Origin of the sequence: Escherichia albertii NBRC 107761 = DSM 17582, from assembly GCF_000759775.1 — a bacterium.
GTDB classification, from domain to species: Bacteria; Pseudomonadota; Gammaproteobacteria; order Enterobacterales; family Enterobacteriaceae; genus Escherichia; species Escherichia albertii.
Window position 1 is genome coordinate 1 of the sequence record NZ_BBMY01000101.1, and the last position, 18,694, is coordinate 18,694.

At 52.8% G+C, this 18,694-nt stretch carries 12 protein-coding genes and 1 pseudogene; 6 read left to right on the top strand and 7 right to left on the bottom strand.

The genetic code is table 11. From position 1 onward, the window contains the following. Window positions 1-18 precede the first annotated feature (18 nt). Window positions 19-462, bottom strand: coding sequence for an acetyltransferase (locus tag EA14781_RS16335; protein WP_000236385.1), 444 nt, complete (start codon window positions 460-462; stop codon window positions 19-21). A 156-nt stretch (window positions 463-618) separates the two neighbouring features. Here EA14781_RS16335 and metA point away from each other — a divergent pair, with 156 nt between their 5' ends. The 4 genes from metA to aceK all read left to right on the top strand — a co-directional run bounded on the left by metA (window position 619) and on the right by aceK (window position 7,018). After that, window positions 619-1,548 carry a homoserine O-acetyltransferase MetA gene (gene metA / locus EA14781_RS16340; protein WP_001122796.1) on the top strand — a complete coding sequence of 310 codons (930 nt, stop codon included), beginning with the start codon at window positions 619-621 and terminating at the stop codon, window positions 1,546-1,548. Between the two features lie 267 nt (window positions 1,549-1,815). Beyond that, complete coding sequence (gene aceB / locus EA14781_RS16345; RefSeq protein WP_000138914.1) at window positions 1,816-3,417, top strand: malate synthase A; 1,602 nt, start codon at window positions 1,816-1,818, stop codon at window positions 3,415-3,417. Between the two features lie 29 nt (window positions 3,418-3,446). Further along, complete coding sequence (aceA, locus tag EA14781_RS16350; RefSeq protein WP_000857865.1) at window positions 3,447-4,751, top strand: isocitrate lyase; 1,305 nt, start codon at window positions 3,447-3,449, stop codon at window positions 4,749-4,751. 542 nt (window positions 4,752-5,293) lie between these two features. Then, window positions 5,294-7,018 (top strand): bifunctional isocitrate dehydrogenase kinase/phosphatase, encoded by a 1,725-nt coding sequence (gene aceK / locus EA14781_RS16360; RefSeq protein ID WP_000086372.1) that lies wholly within the window; start codon window positions 5,294-5,296, stop codon window positions 7,016-7,018. Between the two features lie 15 nt (window positions 7,019-7,033). Here the strand turns inward: aceK and iclR are convergent, their stop codons facing one another. Further along, on the bottom strand, window positions 7,034-7,858 hold the full coding sequence (gene iclR / locus EA14781_RS16365) for a glyoxylate bypass operon transcriptional repressor IclR (protein ID WP_000258483.1): 825 nt from the start codon (window positions 7,856-7,858) through the stop codon (window positions 7,034-7,036). Between the two features lie 199 nt (window positions 7,859-8,057). Here iclR and metH point away from each other — a divergent pair, with 199 nt between their 5' ends. Both metH and EA14781_RS16375 read left to right on the top strand, forming a co-directional pair. Further along, on the top strand, window positions 8,058-11,741 hold the full coding sequence (gene metH / locus EA14781_RS16370; RefSeq protein ID WP_000096072.1) for a methionine synthase: 3,684 nt from the start codon (window positions 8,058-8,060) through the stop codon (window positions 11,739-11,741). Window positions 11,742-11,957: 216 nt separating this feature from the next. Continuing rightward, window positions 11,958-13,589 (top strand): Na/Pi cotransporter family protein, encoded by a 1,632-nt coding sequence (locus EA14781_RS16375; protein WP_000956841.1) that lies wholly within the window; start codon window positions 11,958-11,960, stop codon window positions 13,587-13,589. Between the two features lie 89 nt (window positions 13,590-13,678). Here EA14781_RS16375 and pepE read toward each other — a convergent pair whose 3' ends face one another. The 5 genes and pseudogenes from pepE to EA14781_RS16400 form a co-directional block, all read right to left on the bottom strand. Next, window positions 13,679-14,368: a dipeptidase PepE gene (gene pepE, locus EA14781_RS16380; RefSeq protein WP_000421746.1), complete on the bottom strand. Its 690-nt coding sequence runs from the start codon at window positions 14,366-14,368 to the stop codon at window positions 13,679-13,681. A 746-nt stretch (window positions 14,369-15,114) separates the two neighbouring features. Beyond that, a complete protein-coding gene (locus tag EA14781_RS16385; RefSeq protein WP_000610346.1) occupies window positions 15,115-15,927 on the bottom strand; it encodes a shikimate 5-dehydrogenase in 813 nt (270 codons plus the stop codon). Beyond that, window positions 15,920-17,178, bottom strand: a pseudogene (gene sorE, locus EA14781_RS16390) (L-sorbose 1-phosphate reductase). Before sorE ends, EA14781_RS16385 begins: the two are co-directional and overlap by 8 nt. A gap of 51 nt (window positions 17,179-17,229) precedes the next feature. Beyond that, complete coding sequence (locus tag EA14781_RS16395) at window positions 17,230-18,054, bottom strand: PTS system mannose/fructose/sorbose family transporter subunit IID (protein ID WP_000437898.1); 825 nt, start codon at window positions 18,052-18,054, stop codon at window positions 17,230-17,232. Window positions 18,055-18,064: 10 nt separating this feature from the next. Beyond that, on the bottom strand, window positions 18,065-18,694 hold a 630-nt coding region (locus tag EA14781_RS16400), incomplete at its 5' end, for a PTS mannose/fructose/sorbose transporter subunit IIC (RefSeq protein ID WP_042335911.1).

Below are 18,694 nucleotides of genomic sequence, written 5' to 3' on the forward strand. Positions count from 1 at the left end.
GCAGGGCCATACTTCGCATCATTCCCTCACATACGCCAGATTCAGCAACGGATACGGTTTCTCCAAATCGTCCACCTCAGAGCGCCCTGTAACCTTAAAACCCATCTTCTTATAGAACCCAACCGCCTGCTCATTTTGCTCATTAACATTGGTTGTCAGTTCCGAAACCATTGAGAGTGCGTGCTCGACCAACATCCGACCCACACCGCAGCCGCGCACATCAGGATCGATAAACAGCGCATCCACATGCTGCCCACTTAGCAACATAAACCCAACCGGCTGATCCCGCTCATTAACCGCGACCCACAACGGTGCTTCCGGCAGAAAGGAATGCACCAGCTCTTCCAGCTCGGCCCGATACTCTGCGGATAAAAAATCGTGAGTGGCATCGACAGAACGACACCAAATCGCAACGAGTTCCTCCCCTTCCTCATGCCGTGAGCGGCGAATATTAATAACCATTTTCTCTCCTTTTAGTCATTCTTATATTCTAACGTAGTCTTTTCCTTGAAACTTTCTCACCTTCAACGCGCAGGCTCGACATTGGCAAATTTTCTGGTTATCTTCAGCTATCTGGATGTCTAAACGTATAAGCGTATGTAGTGAGGTAATCAGGTTATGCCGATTCGTGTGCCGGACGAGCTACCCGCCGTCAATTTCTTGCGTGAAGAAAACGTCTTTGTGATGACAACTTCTCGCGCGTCTGGTCAGGAAATTCGTCCGCTAAAGGTGCTTATCCTTAACCTGATGCCGAAGAAGATCGAAACTGAAAATCAGTTTCTGCGCCTGCTTTCAAACTCGCCTTTGCAGGTTGATATCCAACTGTTACGCATTGATTCCCGTGAATCGCGCAACACGCCCGCAGAGCATCTGAACAACTTCTACTGCAACTTTGAAGACATACAGGAACAGAACTTTGACGGCTTGATAGTCACCGGCGCGCCGCTGGGGCTGGTAGAGTTTAATGACGTCGCATACTGGCCGCAGATCAAACAGGTGCTGGAATGGTCGAAAGATCACGTCACCTCAACACTTTTTGTCTGTTGGGCGGTACAAGCTGCGCTCAATATCCTCTACGGCATTCCTAAACAAACCCGTACTGACAAACTCTCTGGCGTTTATGAGCATCACATTCTCCATCCTCATGCGCTCCTGACGCGTGGCTTTGATGATTCATTCCTGGCACCGCATTCGCGCTACGCTGACTTTCCAGCAGCGTTGATTCGTGATTACACCGATCTGGAAATTCTGGCGGAGACGGAACAAGGAGACGCCTACCTGTTCGCCAGCAAAGATAAGCGTATAGCCTTTGTGACGGGCCATCCCGAATATGATGCGCAAACTCTGGCGCAGGAATATTTCCGCGATGTGGAAGCCGGGCTAGACCCGGATGTACCGTATAACTATTTCCCGCACAATGATCCGCAAAATACACCGCGAGCAAGCTGGCGTAGTCATGGTAATTTGCTGTTTACCAACTGGCTCAACTATTACGTCTACCAGATCACGCCATATGATCTACGGCACATGAATCCAACGCTGGATTAATCTTCTGTGATAGTCGATCGTTAAGCGATTCAGCACCTTATCTCGGGCACCTTCGGGTGCTTTTTTATTTCCGAAATACACCTCACCAAGTAAATAAATTTTATTTGTGTTGTTATCAATAGGTTAAGTTATATTTTTGTTTAAAATGGAAATTGTTTTTGATTTTGCATTTTAAATGAGTAGTCTTAGTTGTGCTGAACGAAAAGCGCACAACGATCCTTCGTTCACAGTGGGGAAGTTTTCGGATCCATGACGGGGAGCTGCACGATGACTGAACAGGCAACAACAACCGATGAACTGGCTTTCACAAGGCCGTATGGCGAGCAGGAGAAGCAAATTCTTACTGCCGAAGCGGTAGAATTTCTGACTGAGCTGGTGACGCATTTTACGCCACAACGCAATAAACTTCTGGCAGCGCGCATTCAGCAGCAGCAGGATATCGATAACGGAACGTTGCCTGATTTCATTTCGGAAACAGCTTCCATTCGTGAAAGCGGCTGGAAAATTCGCGGGATTCCTGCGGACTTACAAGACCGCCGCGTAGAGATTACCGGGCCCGTTGAGCGCAAGATGGTGATCAACGCACTGAACGCCAATGTGAAAGTCTTTATGGCCGATTTCGAAGATTCACTGGCCCCGGACTGGAACAAAGTGATCGACGGGCAAATTAACCTGCGCGATGCGGTTAACGGCACCATCAGTTACACCAATGAAGCAGGCAAAATTTATCAGCTCAAGCCCAATCCAGCGGTTTTGATTTGTCGGGTACGCGGTCTGCACTTGCCGGAAAAACATGTCATCTGGCGCGGCGAAGCGACTCCTGGCAGCCTGTTTGATTTTGCGCTCTATTTCTTCCACAACTACCAGGCCTTACTGGCAAAGGGCAGCGGTCCCTATTTCTATCTGCCAAAAACCCAGTCCTGGCAGGAAGCGGCATGGTGGAGCGACGTTTTCAGCTATGCCGAAGATCGCTTTAACCTACCGCGCGGCACCATCAAGGCGACGTTGCTGATTGAAACGCTGCCCGCCGTGTTCCAGATGGACGAAATCCTTCACGCGCTGCGCGACCATATTGTCGGTCTGAACTGTGGTCGCTGGGATTACATCTTCAGCTATATCAAGACATTGAAAAACTATCCCGATCGCGTCCTGCCAGACAGACAGGCAGTGACGATGGAAAAACCCTTCCTGAATGCTTACTCACGCCTGTTGATTAAAACCTGCCATAAACGTGGTGCTTTTGCGATGGGCGGCATGGCGGCGTTTATTCCGAGCAAAGATGAAGAGCGCAATAACCAGGTGCTCAACAAAGTGAAAGCGGATAAATCGCTGGAAGCCAATAACGGTCACGATGGCACATGGATCGCACATCCAGGCCTTGCGGACACGGCAATGGCGGTATTCAACGACATTCTCGGCTCCCGTAAAAACCAGCTTAAGGTGATGCGCGAACAAGACGCCCCGATTACAGCCGATCAACTGCTGGCACCTTGTGACGGTGAACGCACCGAAGAAGGGATGCGCGCCAATATTCGCGTGGCTGTGCAGTACATCGAAGCGTGGATTTCCGGCAACGGCTGCGTGCCGATTTATGGCCTGATGGAAGATGCAGCGACGGCTGAAATCTCGCGTACCTCTATCTGGCAGTGGATCCATCATCGAAAAACGTTGAGCAATGGCAAACCGGTGACTAAAGCTCTGTTCCGCCAGATGCTTGCGGAAGAGATGAAAGTGATTGCCAGTGAATTGGGCGAACAACGTTTCAATAACGGACGCTTCGAGGATGCCGCACGCCTGATGGAACAGATCACCACATCTGATGAGTTAATTGATTTCCTGACCCTGCCAGGCTACCGCCTGTTAGCGTAAACCACCACATAACTATGGAGCATCTGCACATGAAAACCCGTACACAACAAATCGAAGAATTACAGAAAGAGTGGACTCAACCGCGCTGGGAAGGCATTACCCGCCCGTATAGCGCGGAGGATGTGGTGAAATTACGCGGTTCGGTCAATCCAGAATGCACGCTGGCGCAACTGGGCGCGGCGAAAATGTGGCGACTGCTGCACGGTGAATCGAAAAAAGGTTATATAAACAGCCTCGGTGCACTGACTGGCGGTCAGGCGTTGCAACAGGCGAAAGCGGGTATTGAAGCGGTCTATCTGTCTGGCTGGCAGGTAGCGGCGGACGCTAACCTCGCGGCCAGTATGTACCCTGACCAGTCGTTGTATCCGGCGAACTCAGTGCCAGCAGTAGTGGAAAGGATCAACAACACTTTCCGCCGTGCCGATCAGATCCAGTGGTCTTCCGGTATTGAGCCTGGCGATCCGCGCTATGTCGATTACTTCCTGCCGATCGTCGCCGATGCGGAGGCCGGTTTTGGCGGTGTACTAAATGCCTTTGAACTGATGAAAGCGATGATTGAAGCCGGTGCAGCGGCAGTTCACTTCGAAGATCAGCTGGCGTCAGTGAAGAAATGCGGTCACATGGGCGGCAAAGTTTTGGTGCCCACTCAGGAAGCTATTCAGAAACTGGTTGCTGCGCGTCTGGCCGCTGACGTGACAGGCGTTCCAACTCTGCTGGTTGCACGTACCGATGCTGATGCGGCGGATTTGATCACCTCCGATTGCGATCCGTATGACAGCGAATTTATTACCGGCGAGCGCACCAACGAAGGCTTCTTCCGTACTCATGCAGGCATTGAGCAAGCAATCAGCCGTGGCCTGGCGTATGCGCCGTATGCTGACCTGGTTTGGTGTGAAACCTCTACGCCGGATCTGGAACTGGCGCGTCGCTTTGCACAAGCTATCCACGCGAAATATCCAGGCAAACTGCTGGCTTATAACTGCTCGCCGTCCTTCAACTGGCAGAAAAACCTCGACGACAAAACTATTGCCAGCTTCCAGCAGCAGTTGTCGGATATGGGTTACAAGTTCCAGTTCATCACCCTGGCGGGTATCCACAGCATGTGGTTCAACATGTTCGACCTGGCAAACGCCTATGCCCAGGGCGAGGGCATGAAGCATTACGTTGAGAAAGTCCAGCAACCGGAATTCGCCGCTGCGAAAGATGGCTATACCTTCGTATCTCACCAGCAGGAAGTGGGTACAGGTTACTTCGATAAAGTGACGACCATTATTCAGGGCGGCACGTCTTCAGTTACTGCGCTGACCGGCTCCACCGAAGAGTCGCAGTTCTAAGCAACCTACAGCCGTTGCCGAACGTAGGCCGGATAAGGCGTTTACGCCGCATCCGGCAATCAACGCCTGATGCGACGCTGTCGCGTCTTATCAGGCCTACAGCCGTTGCCGAACGTAGGCCGGATAAGGCGTTCACGCCGCATCCGGCAATCAACGCCTGATGCGACGCAGGCGTGTCTTATCAGGCCTACAGCCGTTGCCGAGCGTAGGCCGGATAAGGCGTTCACGCTGCATCCGGCAATCAACGCCTGATGCCGACGCTGTCGCGTCTTATCAGGCCAACAGCCGTTGCCGAATGTAGGCCGGATAAGGCGTTTACGCCGAATCCGGCAATCAACGCCGGATGCGACGCTGGCGCGTCTTATCAGGCCAACAGCCGTTGCCGAGCGTAGGCCGGATAAGGCGTTCACGCCGCATCCGGCAATCAACGCCTGATGCCGACGCTGGCGCGTCTTATCAGGCCTACAACTGCTGCCAAATGTAGGTCGGATAAGGCGTTTACGCCGCATCCGACAATTCTCTGTTTCCGATGAGGGCACCTAATGTCGCGTGGCCTGGAATTACTGATTGCACAAACCATTTTGCAAGGCTTCGACGCTCAGTATGGTCGATTCCTCGAAGTGACTTCCGGGGCACAGCAGCGTTTCGAACAAGCCGACTGGCATGCTGTCCAGCAGGCGATGAAAAACCGCATCCATCTTTACGATCATCACGTGGGGCTGGTCGTGGAGCAACTGCGCTGTATCACCAACGGCAAAAGCACGGACGCGGCATTTTTACTGCGCGTCAAAGAGCACTACACACGGCTGTTGCCTGAGTACCCGCGCTTCGAGATTGCGGAGAGCTTTTTTAACTCCGTGTACTGTCGGTTATTTGATCACCGTTCGCTTACTCCCGAGCGGCTTTTTATCTTTAGTTCCCAGCCAGAGCGCTGCTTTCGTACTATTCCGCGCCCGCTGGCAAAAGACTTTTATCCCGATCACGGCTGGGAATCTCTGCTAATGCGCGTTATCAGCGATCTGCCGCTGCGTCTACGCTGGCAAAATAAAAGCCGTGACATTCATTACATCATTCGCCATCTGACAGAAATGTTGGGGACAGACAACCTCGCGGAAAGCCATTTACAGGTGGCGAACGAACTGTTTTATCGCAATAAAGCTGCCTGGCTGGTGGGCAAACTGATCACGCCTTCCGGCACATTGCCATTTTTGCTGCCGATCCATCAGACGGACGACGGCGAGCTGTTTATTGATACCTGCCTGACGACCACCGCCGAAGCGAGCATTGTCTTTGGCTTCGCGCGCTCCTATTTTATGGTTTATGCACCGCTGCCTGGTGCGCTGGTTGAGTGGTTACGGGAAATTCTGCCGGGCAAAACGACCGCAGAACTGTATATGGCTATCGGCTGCCAGAAGCACGCCAAAACCGAAAGTTACCGTGAATATCTCGTTTATTTACAGGGCTGTCATGAGCAGCTCATTGAAGCGCCGGGTATTCGTGGAATGGTGATGCTGGTGTTTACGCTGCCGGGCTTTGACCGGGTATTTAAAGTGATTAAAGACAAGTTCGCGCCGCAGAAAGAGATGTCAGCCGCTCATGTTCGCGCCTGCTATCAACTGGTGAAAGAGCACGATCGCGTGGGGCGAATGGCGGACACCCAGGAATTTGAAAACTTTGTGCTGGAGAAGCGACAAATCGCTCCGGCATTAATGGAATTACTGCTCCAGGAAGCAGCGGAAAAAATCACCGATCTCGGCGAACAGATTGTGATTCGCCATCTTTACATCGAACGGCGGATGGTGCCGCTCAATATCTGGCTGGAACAAGTAGAAGGCCAGCAGCTGCGTGATGCCATTGAAGAGTACGGCAACGCCATTCGCCAGCTTGCTGCCGCCAACATTTTCCCAGGTGACATGCTGTTTAAAAACTTTGGCGTTACTCGTCATGGTCGTGTGGTGTTTTATGATTACGATGAAATTTGCTACATGACGGAAGTGAATTTCCGTGACATACCGCCGCCGCGCTACCCGGAAGACGAACTTGCCAGCGAACCGTGGTACAGCGTCTCATCGGGCGATGTTTTCCCGGAAGAGTTCCGCCACTGGCTATGCGCCGATCCGCGCATTGGTCCGCTATTCGAAGAGATGCACGCCGATTTGTTTCACGCCGACTACTGGCGTGCGCTACAAAAGCGCATCCGTGAAGGGCATGTGGAAGATGTTTATGCGTACCGACGCAGGCAGCGATTTAGCGTGCGGTTTGTATAAATCAGTGGCGAAAAGTTACCGCATACCACCGTACGCCAGCGTCACTTCCTTCGCCGCTTTAATCACCATCGCGCCAAACTCGGTCACGCGGTCGTCGGTTATACGTGAAATCGGCCCGGAAATCGAAATTGCGGCAAATGGTTCGCGATGTTCATCGAAAATACACGCCGCGAGGCAACGCAGTCCAAGTGCATGTTCTTCATCGTCAAATGAATAGCCACGTTTACGCGTCTGGGCGAGATCGTCCTTCAGATGGACTGGCGAGACCAGCGTCGCGTGGGTATAGGCATGTAAGCCTTTACGGTGCAGTAACTTCGTCACCTGGTCTTCACTTAGTTGGGCCAAAAAGGCTTTACCCACACCAGAAGCGTGCATTGGCAATTTACCGCCAATAGGGGCGGACATACGCATCAAGTGGGTACACTGCACCTGATCGATAATAATGGCTTCGTAATCGCTCTGATCAAGAACCGCCATGTTTACTGTTTCGCCAGACTCTTCCATTAAATTACGCAGAATAGGGTGGACAATGGCTAACAAATTACGGCTCTGGAGAAAGCTACTACCCACCATGAAAGCATGTGCGCCTACCGCCCAGTGGCCCAGTTCGCCAACCTGACGGACAAAGCCCAATTGTTGCATAGTGGTCAGCAATCGATGAGTGGTCGAGTTGGGTAAGCCCGCTTGCTGTGCTAATTCGGTCAACGCCACACTGCCATTGGATTCGGCAATCCACTCCAGTAATTTCAGGCCACGCGTTAAAGACTGAACCTGTCCAGTCGCGGGGGCGGTGGCAACGGTAGGTTTTCTGCCGCGTTTTGCAGGAATGGGGGTGACCATAACAGACTCCTTTTTCTGTATCATGGAAATTATTTTCATTTTTATCTCTGGTTATTGCAATAGTTGTCGCACTGCTCCGATGAGTACAAGTTGAACAAATCTCATGTTGCCTGGTGGTCGCTTTTACCACTGATGCGTTTATGCCAGTATGGTTTGTTGAATTTTTATTAAATCTGGGTTGAGCGTGTCGGGAGCAAGTGTGAGCAGCAAAGTTGAACAACTGCGTGCGCAGTTAAATGAACGAATTCTGGTGCTGGACGGCGGTATGGGCACCATGATCCAGAGTTATCGTCTGAGCGAAGCTGATTTTCGCGGCGAGCGTTTTGCCGACTGGCCGTGCGACCTCAAAGGTAACAACGACCTGCTGGTGTTGAGCAAGCCGGATGTGATCTCCGCAATCCACAACGCTTACTTTGAAGCGGGCGCGGATATCATCGAAACCAACACCTTCAACTCTACGACTATTGCGATGGCGGATTACCAGATGGAATCCCTGTCGGCGGAAATCAACTTTGCGGCGGCGAAACTGGCACGTGCCTGTGCTGACGAGTGGACCGCGCGCACGCCGGAGAAACCGCGCTATGTTGCCGGTGTTCTTGGCCCAACCAACCGCACGGCGTCTATTTCGCCAGATGTAAACGATCCGGCATTTCGCAATATCACCTTTGACCAACTGGTCACAGCCTATCGCGAATCCACCAAAGCATTGGTCGAAGGTGGTGTCGACCTGATTCTGATTGAAACCGTCTTCGATACCCTCAACGCTAAAGCGGCGGTCTTTGCGGTGAAAACGGAGTTCGAAGCACTGGGCGTTGAGCTGCCGATTATGATCTCCGGCACCATCACCGACGCCTCCGGGCGCACGCTCTCCGGCCAGACAACCGAAGCATTTTATAACTCATTGCGCCACGCCGATGCGCTGACTTTTGGCCTGAACTGTGCGCTGGGGCCAGATGAACTGCGCCAGTATGTGCAGGAGCTGTCGCGTATTGCCGAATGTTACGTCACCGCGCACCCGAACGCCGGGCTGCCTAACGCTTTTGGTGAATACGATCTCGACGCCGACACGATGGCAAAACAGATACGTGAATGGGCAGAAGCAGGCTTTCTCAATATCGTCGGTGGTTGCTGCGGCACCACGCCGCAACATATTGCAGTGATGAGCCGTGCAGTGGAAGGATTAGCGCCGCGCAAACTGCCGGAAATTCCCGTCGCCTGCCGTTTGTCCGGCCTGGAGCCGCTGAATATTGGCGACGACAGCCTGTTTGTTAACGTCGGTGAGCGTACCAACGTCACTGGTTCCGCCAAATTCAAACGCCTGATCAAAGAAGAGAAGTACAACGAAGCGCTGGATGTAGCACGTCAACAGGTGGAAAACGGTGCGCAGATTATCGATATCAACATGGATGAAGGGATGCTCGACGCCGAAGCGGCGATGGTGCGTTTTCTCAATCTGATTGCGGGTGAACCGGATATCGCCCGCGTACCGATTATGATCGACTCCTCAAAATGGGAGGTCATTGAAAAAGGTCTGAAATGTATTCAGGGCAAAGGCATTGTTAACTCTATCTCGATGAAAGAGGGCGTCGATGCCTTTATCCATCATGCGAAATTGTTGCGTCGCTACGGCGCGGCGGTAGTGGTGATGGCCTTTGACGAACAGGGGCAGGCCGATACCCGTGCGCGGAAAATCGAGATTTGCCGTCGGGCGTACAAAATCCTCACCGAAGAGGTTGGCTTCCCGCCGGAAGATATCATCTTTGACCCGAACATCTTCGCGGTCGCAACTGGCATTGAAGAGCACAACAACTACGCGCAGGATTTTATTGGTGCGTGTGAAGACATCAAACGCGAACTGCCGCACGCGCTGATCTCCGGTGGCGTCTCCAACGTGTCGTTCTCGTTTCGTGGTAACGACCCGGTGCGCGAAGCCATTCACGCGGTGTTCCTCTACTATGCCATCCGTAACGGTATGGATATGGGGATCGTCAACGCTGGGCAACTGGCCATTTACGACGATCTGCCTGCCGAGCTGCGCGAGGCGGTAGAAGATGTGATCCTCAACCGTCGCGACGATGGCACCGAGCGTTTACTGGAACTTGCCGAGAAATATCGCGGCAGCAAAACTGATGACACCGCCAACGCCCAGCAGGCGGAGTGGCGCTCATGGGAAGTGAATAAACGTCTGGAATATTCGCTGGTTAAAGGCATTACCGAATTTATCGAACAGGACACCGAAGAAGCCCGCCAACAGGCTACGCGCCCTATCGAAGTGATTGAAGGTCCGCTGATGGATGGCATGAATGTGGTTGGCGATCTGTTTGGCGAAGGCAAAATGTTCCTGCCGCAGGTAGTGAAATCGGCGCGCGTCATGAAACAGGCGGTGGCGTATCTCGAACCGTTTATTGAAGCCAGCAAAGAGCAGGGTAAAACCAACGGTAAGATGGTGATCGCCACCGTGAAGGGCGATGTGCACGATATCGGTAAAAATATCGTTGGCGTGGTGCTGCAATGCAATAACTATGAAATTGTCGATCTCGGCGTGATGGTGCCTGCGGAAAAAATTCTCCGTACCGCCAAAGAAGTGAATGCTGATTTGATTGGCCTTTCGGGGCTGATCACGCCGTCGCTGGACGAAATGGTCAACGTGGCGAAAGAGATGGAACGTCAGGGCTTCACCATCCCGCTATTGATTGGCGGCGCGACCACCTCAAAAGCGCACACGGCGGTGAAAATCGAGCAGAACTACAGCGGTCCGACGGTGTATGTGCAGAACGCCTCGCGCACCGTTGGCGTCGTGGCGGCACTGCTTTCGGACACTCAGCGTGACGACTTTGTCGCTCGTACCCGCAAAGAGTACGAAACCGTGCGTATTCAGCACGGGCGCAAGAAACCTCGCACACCGCCAGTTACGCTGGAAGCGGCGCGTGATAACGACTTCGCTTTTGACTGGCAGGCTTACACGCCACCGGTGGCGCACCGTCTCGGTGTGCAGGAAGTGGAAGCCAGCATCGAAACGCTGCGTAATTACATCGACTGGACGCCGTTCTTTATGACCTGGTCGCTGGCCGGGAAATATCCGCGCATTCTGGAAGATGAAGTGGTAGGCGTTGAGGCGAAGCGCCTGTTTAAAGACGCCAACGACATGCTGGATAAATTAAGCGCCGAGAAAACGTTGAATCCGCGCGGCGTGGTGGGGCTGTTTCCGGCAAACCGCGTGGGTGACGACATTGAAATCTACCGTGACGAAACGCGTACCCATGTGCTCAACGTCAGCCACCATCTACGCCAACAGACCGAAAAAACCGGCTTCGCTAACTACTGCCTCGCTGATTTCGTTGCGCCGAAGCTTTCTGGTAAAGCAGATTACATCGGCGCATTTGCCGTGACTGGCGGGCTGGAAGAGGACGCACTGGCTGATGCCTTCGAAGCACAGCACGATGATTACAACAAAATCATGGTGAAAGCCCTTGCCGACCGTTTAGCCGAAGCCTTTGCGGAATATCTCCATGAGCGCGTGCGAAAAGTTTACTGGGGCTATGCACCGAACGAGAACCTCAGCAACGAAGAGCTGATCCGCGAAAACTATCAGGGCATCCGCCCGGCACCAGGCTACCCGGCCTGCCCGGAACATACGGAAAAAGCCACAATCTGGGAGCTGCTGGAAGTGGAAAAACATACTGGCATGAAGCTCACAGAATCTTTCGCCATGTGGCCCGGGGCGTCGGTTTCGGGTTGGTACTTCAGCCACCCGGACAGCAAGTATTACGCGGTAGCACAAATTCAGCGCGACCAGGTTGAAGACTACGCCCGCCGTAAAGGCATGAGTGTCTCAGATGTTGAACGCTGGCTAGCGCCAAATCTGGGGTATGACGCGGACTGATTCACAAATCTGTCACTTTTCCTTACAACAAACAGGGTACTCACTGAGTGCCCTGTCTCTTTATTAATATGAAACACTTATACTGGAATTATCTTAGTCGGAAAACGGACACCAAAAATCACAACAAAGATGACGGTTTATGGTGGTGATGCGTTTCCAGACCTGGGGTTATCTATTGGTTTCAGGAACATATAACGATAAGGAGAACCTGAACTCGTGTTAACACTGCTTCACCTGCTTTCTGCCGTCGCCCTGTTGGTTTGGGGAACGCATATTGTTCGAACGGGCGTGATGCGCGTCTTTGGCGCTCGGTTGCGAACTGTGCTTAGCCGGAGCGTTGAGAAAAAGTCGCTCGCCTTCTGCGCGGGGATCGGCGTTACCGCACTGGTGCAGAGCAGTAATGCCACCACTATGCTGGTCACCTCGTTCGTCGCCCAGGATCTGGTCGCTCTCGCGCCTGCGCTGGTGATTGTGCTGGGTGCCGATGTCGGGACGGCGCTGATGGCTCGGGTCCTCACCTTCGATTTATCCTGGCTGTCGCCGCTACTCATTTTTATCGGCGTGATTTTTTTCCTCGGGCGCAAGCAGTCACGCGCCGGGCAACTGGGGCGCGTCGGTATTGGTCTTGGGCTGATTTTGCTGGCACTGGAGTTGATTGTGCAGGCTGTCACGCCAATCACTCAGGCTAATGGCGTTCAGGTGATCTTTGCCTCGCTGACTGGCGATATTTTACTGGATGCGCTAATTGGCGCGATGTTCGCGATTATCAGTTATTCCAGCCTTGCCGCTGTGCTGCTGACTGCCACCCTGACTACTGCGGGGATTATCTCGTTCCCGGTAGCGCTCTGTCTGGTGATTGGCGCTAACCTCGGCTCCGGTCTGCTGGCAATGCTCAACAACAGCGCCGCCAATGCTGCCGCGCGTCGTGTTGCGTTGGGTAGCCTGTTGTTCAAGCTGGTGGGTAGCTTGATTATCCTGCCGTTTGTCCATGTTCTGGCTGAATCAATGGATAAACTGCCTTTGCCAAAAGCGGAACTGGTTATCTATTTTCATGTCTTCTACAACCTCGTTCGTTGCCTGGCCATGCTGCCGTTTGTTGACCCGATGGCGCGATTCTGTAAAACCATTATTCGCGATGAACCGGAACTGGATACCCAACTAAGGCCGAAACATCTGGACGTTAGCGCACTGGACACGCCGACTCTTGCTCTGGCGAATGCCGCCCGTGAAACACTGCGTATCGGTGACGCGATGGAACAGATGATGGAAGGGTTGAATAAAGTGATGCACGGCGAGCCGCGTGAAGAGAAAGAACTGCGTAAGCTGGCGGATGATATCAACGTGCTCTATACCGCTATTAAGCTCTATCTGGCGCGGATGCCGAAGGAAGAACTGGCTGAGGAGGAGTCGCGCCGCTGGGCGGAGATTATTGAGATGGCGCTCAACCTTGAGCAGGCCTCCGATATTGTCGAGCGCATGGGGAGTGAAATTGCCGACAAATCGCTGGCGGCAAGGCGAGCATTTTCGATTGATGGGTTGAAAGAACTGGACGCGCTCTATGAGCAATTGCTCAGTAATTTAAAACTGGCAATGTCGGTTTTCTTCTCTGGCGATGTCACCAGTGCCCGTCGTTTACGCCGCAGCAAGCATCGTTTTCGCATTCTTAATCGCCGCTATTCCCATGCTCACGTTGATCGTTTGCATCAACAAAACGTGCAAAGTATTGAAACCAGTTCGTTGCATTTAGGCTTGCTGGGAGATATGCAGCGTCTGAACTCGCTGTTTTGTTCGGTCGCTTACAGTGTGCTGGAACAACCAGATGAAGATGAAGGACGGGACGAGTATTAATACCGTGACTCTGTAAGCCTGATAAGACGCATAAAGCGTCGCATCAGGCACTGTGTACAAAATGCCGGATCATGCATCCGGCAATTTACTTAAAAACGGTGTCCAGCTTCCAGCGGAACCGCTTCTTCTCCAGCCTTAAACACGTAGGTGGTATTTGGGCCACCCAGCGTCGCCTGACCTTTGCTCACCGTAATCCAGTTACCTTCCGGCAGACCAATAATCGTCAGTTCTGGCGCGACCACCAGCAGTTCACGAATACGCTGCTCACGGGTTTCACCTTTATGGCCTTCCGGCAAGGCATTGGTGAAGTGTGGGTTAATTTGCAGCGGGAACAGATTCAGCGCATCGAAACCTTGCGGATCGACAATCGGCATATCGTTGGTGGTACGAATGGTTGGGCAAGCAAGGTTAGCGCCTGCGCTCCAGCCAATATACAGCGCGCCACGTTTAACCACGTCAGTAATGGGGGCCAGCAGCCCGCGCTCGCGGCACTGTTTCAACAACTGAAAAGTATTGCCGCCGCCAACAATGACGATCTCCGCATTTTCAATGGCGGTAACAGGATCGGCAACGCTATGAATACCGGTGACAGAAACACCCAGCGGAGCGAGAACTTCAGCCGTTTTGGCTGTGTAATCATCCCAGGTTTGCGTAACGCCAGCGAAAGGAATAAACACCGCGGAATGGCGACCTTGCAACTGTTCAGCAATCAGCGGCAGCGCATGTTCCAGCCAGGCCTTGCCCGGCAGCGTCGAGTTACTCAATAAAAGCAGTTCCATTACTTCTCCGGTTCGTAAGAAAACACGGGAGGCATGCTACCACTCTGATTTTAATCGCTTAATGATATGGCTCACGATGTCGCGCATTGCACCAGCCGTTCTGAGGATGGTTGGCAGACAAGGCGTTGAGACTGGTGATAAACATCAAATTGTCTGATGCGCTACGCTTATCAGGCCTACCTGGTAATTGTAATATATTGAATTATCAGGATTATGTAGGCCGGATAAGGCGTTCACGCCGCATCCGGCATGAACAACGCGCACTTTGCCAACAATCTGAGCGTCTGTTAAGGCGTTTGCCTGATGCGCTACGCTTATCAGGCCTACCGGGTAATTGTAATATATTGAATTATCAGGATTATGTAGGCCGGATAAGGCGTTGACGCCGCATCCGGCATGAACAACGCGTACTTTGTTAACAATCTGAGTGTCTGCTAAGGCGTTTGCCTGATGCGCTACGCTTATCAGGCCTACCGGGTAATTGTAATATATTAAATTTTCAGGATTATGTAGGCCGGATAAGGGCGTTCACGCCGCATCCGGCATGAGCAACGCGTACTTTGCTAACAATCTGAGTATCTGCTAAGGCGTTTGCCTGATGCGCTACGCTTATCAGGCCTACTCGATAATTGCAATATATTGAATTTTCGGGATTATGTAGGCCGGATAAGGCGTTGACGCCGCATCCGGCATGAACAACGCGTACTTTGCCAACAACCTGAGTGCCGGTTAAGGTGCTGATGTTTCTATCCTTCTCGTGCAAATTGTGCCGCTTCAGCAATCAACTGCGTATCGGGCCGCACGCCGGTATACATCGCAAATTGCTCGACGGCCTGTAAGGCTATCACCTCTGCACCGCTGATCGTCTGCTTATCAAGCTGCTGCGCCAGGCGAATCAGCGGCGTTTCCGGTGGTAATGCCACAACGTCAAAAACGACGCTTGCCGCAGAGACCATCGCCTCGCTGAAGGCCAGCTCATGACTCTCTTTACCACCGCTCATGCCGACAGGGGTCACGTTAACCAGAATGTCGCAGTCGATTCCTTCTGGCTGTGGTTGCCACTGGAAGCCATACTGCTTTGCCAGCGCTGGGCCGCTCTCGTGGTTGCGGGCGGCAATGATGACATCGAAAAACCCCGCGTCGCGAAAGGCGGCAATTACCGCTTTGCCCATGCCGCCGCTACCACGAATCATCACCCGTTTGGTGGTATTGAGCTGGTGGTGAATAATCAGGCTTTTCACCGCGATGTAGTCAGTGTTAAACCCGATCAGCTTGCCGTTGTCATTCACGATGGTATTCACAGAATCAATGACCTTTGCCGAGGGATCGATAGCATCGAGAAAGGACATACAGCTTTCTTTAAACGGCATCGACACGGCACAGCCGCGAATACCTAATGCGCGAACACCTTTCACCGCCGCCTCAATATCCTGGGTGGTGAACGCTTTGTAGATGAAATTCAGCCCCAGCTTTTCATACAGATAATTGTGAAAACGCGTGCCGAAGTTGCCGGGTCGCCCAGCCAGCGACATACAGAGTTGAGTATCGCGATTAATCATGGGAAATCGCCTTGGCATGGGCGAGCAGATATTGTTCCGCCTCACCGGACCAGACTCCCCGATGACGCGCCAGGATCGCTGCCAGTGCTTCATCCTGTATTTGTGTGAGTGAGGTCAGCGGCAGGTTTTTTCCGGTATACACCAGTTTTTTCCCGCCGCCGACGGCGGGCAATTCAAGCGTGGTTTCGCCCGCGGCATTCAACCCAAGAATATGTGTCACCACTTTTGCGGCCTGCACTTTTTTCTCTTCGATCAGTTTGACCGCGGCGCGCATGTCATCGGTATTGCCGCCCGACGTGCCTACATAATGGGTAAAGGCATAATGTACATCGTAGAAATTAATCGGCGCACTGAAGTGTTTATCCTGCGGTCCGGCGAAGAAATTCATACAACCATCAGCCGCCAGTAAGGAAGAGGCGAGGGTGACAAGCTGTTCGTTCGGCACAAAGACAAAAATATCATCAAAGCCGTGACCACCGCTCAGCGCCATTAATGTCTCGTACGAAGTATCAGCGCCATTAATGTCTCGTACGAAGTATCAGCGGCATTGAGGTAGTGAATCAGTGTTTGTGGCTCTGAAGGGTAATGCTTGCGAGCGTAGTTCAGTTTGTCGTTATTAATATCGGTGACAATCAGCAGTGATGGGTTAATCGGTCCATGCAACGCGTAGTCTATCGCCAGCAGCCCCATCGGGCCGGTGCCGCCGAGGATTAGCGTGCGTCCTTGCGGGCGAATCCCCATCGTGTGGTTATAACTTCCTTCCTGAAGATGATAGTTGGCGTTGAACGCGCCAATCACGCAGGAAAGCGGTTCAACCAGCGAGCCTTCAAAGTAAGTTTCGCCTTCATATGCCAGCAGGCAATCCTGTGCCATGACCTCATTTGGGATAACTACATGCGTTGCTTCGCCGCCCACCCACGGAAAGGAATAACCGGGGCAGTCCGGGCTGTCCGGCAGTTGCAGGTTAGCCTGAATCACATAGCGCTGGCCTGGTTGAAATTTGTGCTGCCACTTTTTACCTACAGCGATAATGTCGCCGCAAAATTCATGGCCGATAATGATGGGATGGGTCGCCACATCGTTGGGCACTTTTTTATGGTCTTCACCCAGATTGGCCTCTTTCCAGGAAGAGAGGCACAGGCTGTCGGTGACCACCGTAGCAAGGATTTCATCCTCCTGCATTTCAGGAAGATCAAAGGTTTCCAGGCGTAAATCACGTTTACCATAAAGACGCAGAGCTGTTGTTTTCATAAACCACCTCATGTTGAGCGATGGCCCCGACGGTTACGTCGGGGCGAAGAATCAGGACAGGAAGCCCAGCGCATTACCGATAATCCCTAAGCCAAACAGGGCGAAGATCAGCCATACCGGGTTAATTTTTTTGTTGAGCAGACGTACCATCAGCAGCGTCAGCCCCAGTGCCAGCAGGCCGGGACAGAGCTGGTCGAGGATGTTTTGCACGGTCATGGTGATAGTGGAGCCATCAGCGCCAGGCGTTTGTGAAACCACCAGCGGCACGCTGATCGACGTCCATTTAGTGACCAGCACGCCCATCACAAACAGACCAAGAATTGAGGCGCCTTCGGTGAGTTTTTGCAGCAAATTACCGCCCATGTCGCTGACGATATTTACTCCTTTACGAAAGCCCAGTTGCAGCCCATACCATTTCATGGCCAGACGAACTGCATTGAAAATAAAGAAAAACAGTAGCGGGCCGAGAATGTTGCCGGACAGCGCCAGCGATGCGCCGAGCGCTGCGGTAATCGGGCGCAGCGTTCCCCAGACCAGCGGATCGCCAACCCCTGCCAGTGGCCCCATCAGGCCGACTTTGATGCCGTTAATGGTGCCGTCATCAATTTCTGCGCCATTGGCCCGCGCCTCTTCCATGGCAGCAGTGACGCCGATGACCGGGCCACACACGGCTGGCGTGGTGTTGAAGAACACCAGGTGTCGCCTGAGCGCTGCAACCTGATCTTCTTTTAATGGGTAGAGTCGCTTGATGGCGGGGATCATGTCGTAGCAAAAACCCAGCCCGTGAATACGTTCAAAGTTAAATGATGCCTGTTGCAGGTTGGAGCGCAGAAACATGCTCACCAGATCGCTGCGTGTAATTTTTCTCTGTTCCATGATGGCTCCGTTAATCGTCAAGTTGGTCAAGAGCGGTAGGGGAAGCGGCTTGTGTTTGCGGTTCGGCTTTACGCCACTGCGGATTTAGCTGGATGTAGACCAGGGCCATGATCACGCCGACGCCACCGAAAGCCAGCAGGCTGAGATCGAGATAGCCACCTGCCAGGAAGCCGAGGAAGAAGAAAGGCATCAAATATTTCACGCCCATCATGCGTAGTACCATGGCGTAACCGACCACCACGATAAAACCGCCAGCAATCTGTAATCCACGGGTTACAAATTCAGGAATGGCATTCAACATATTGCTTACCATATCGGCGCTGACGAACAGAGAGACTATGAGCGCCGGAATCGCGACGCGTAATGCCTGAACCCCAAGCGCAGAGACATGCAGAATGTCGATAGTGCGAAAGCGCGCGTCTTCTGCGGCTTTGTCTGCCGCATGTTGAAACACCACAGTGATGGTACGGGCAAACACGGTCAGTACCTGACCCGCAGCCGCTACAGGCAGTGCGATAGCGATACCGGTGGCGATGCTTTGTTGACCAACAATAACCAGAATGGCGGAGATAATGCTGGCGAGCGCTGAATCAGGAGATTGCGCCGCACCGACGTTCATCCAGCCAAGGGCTATCAGGTG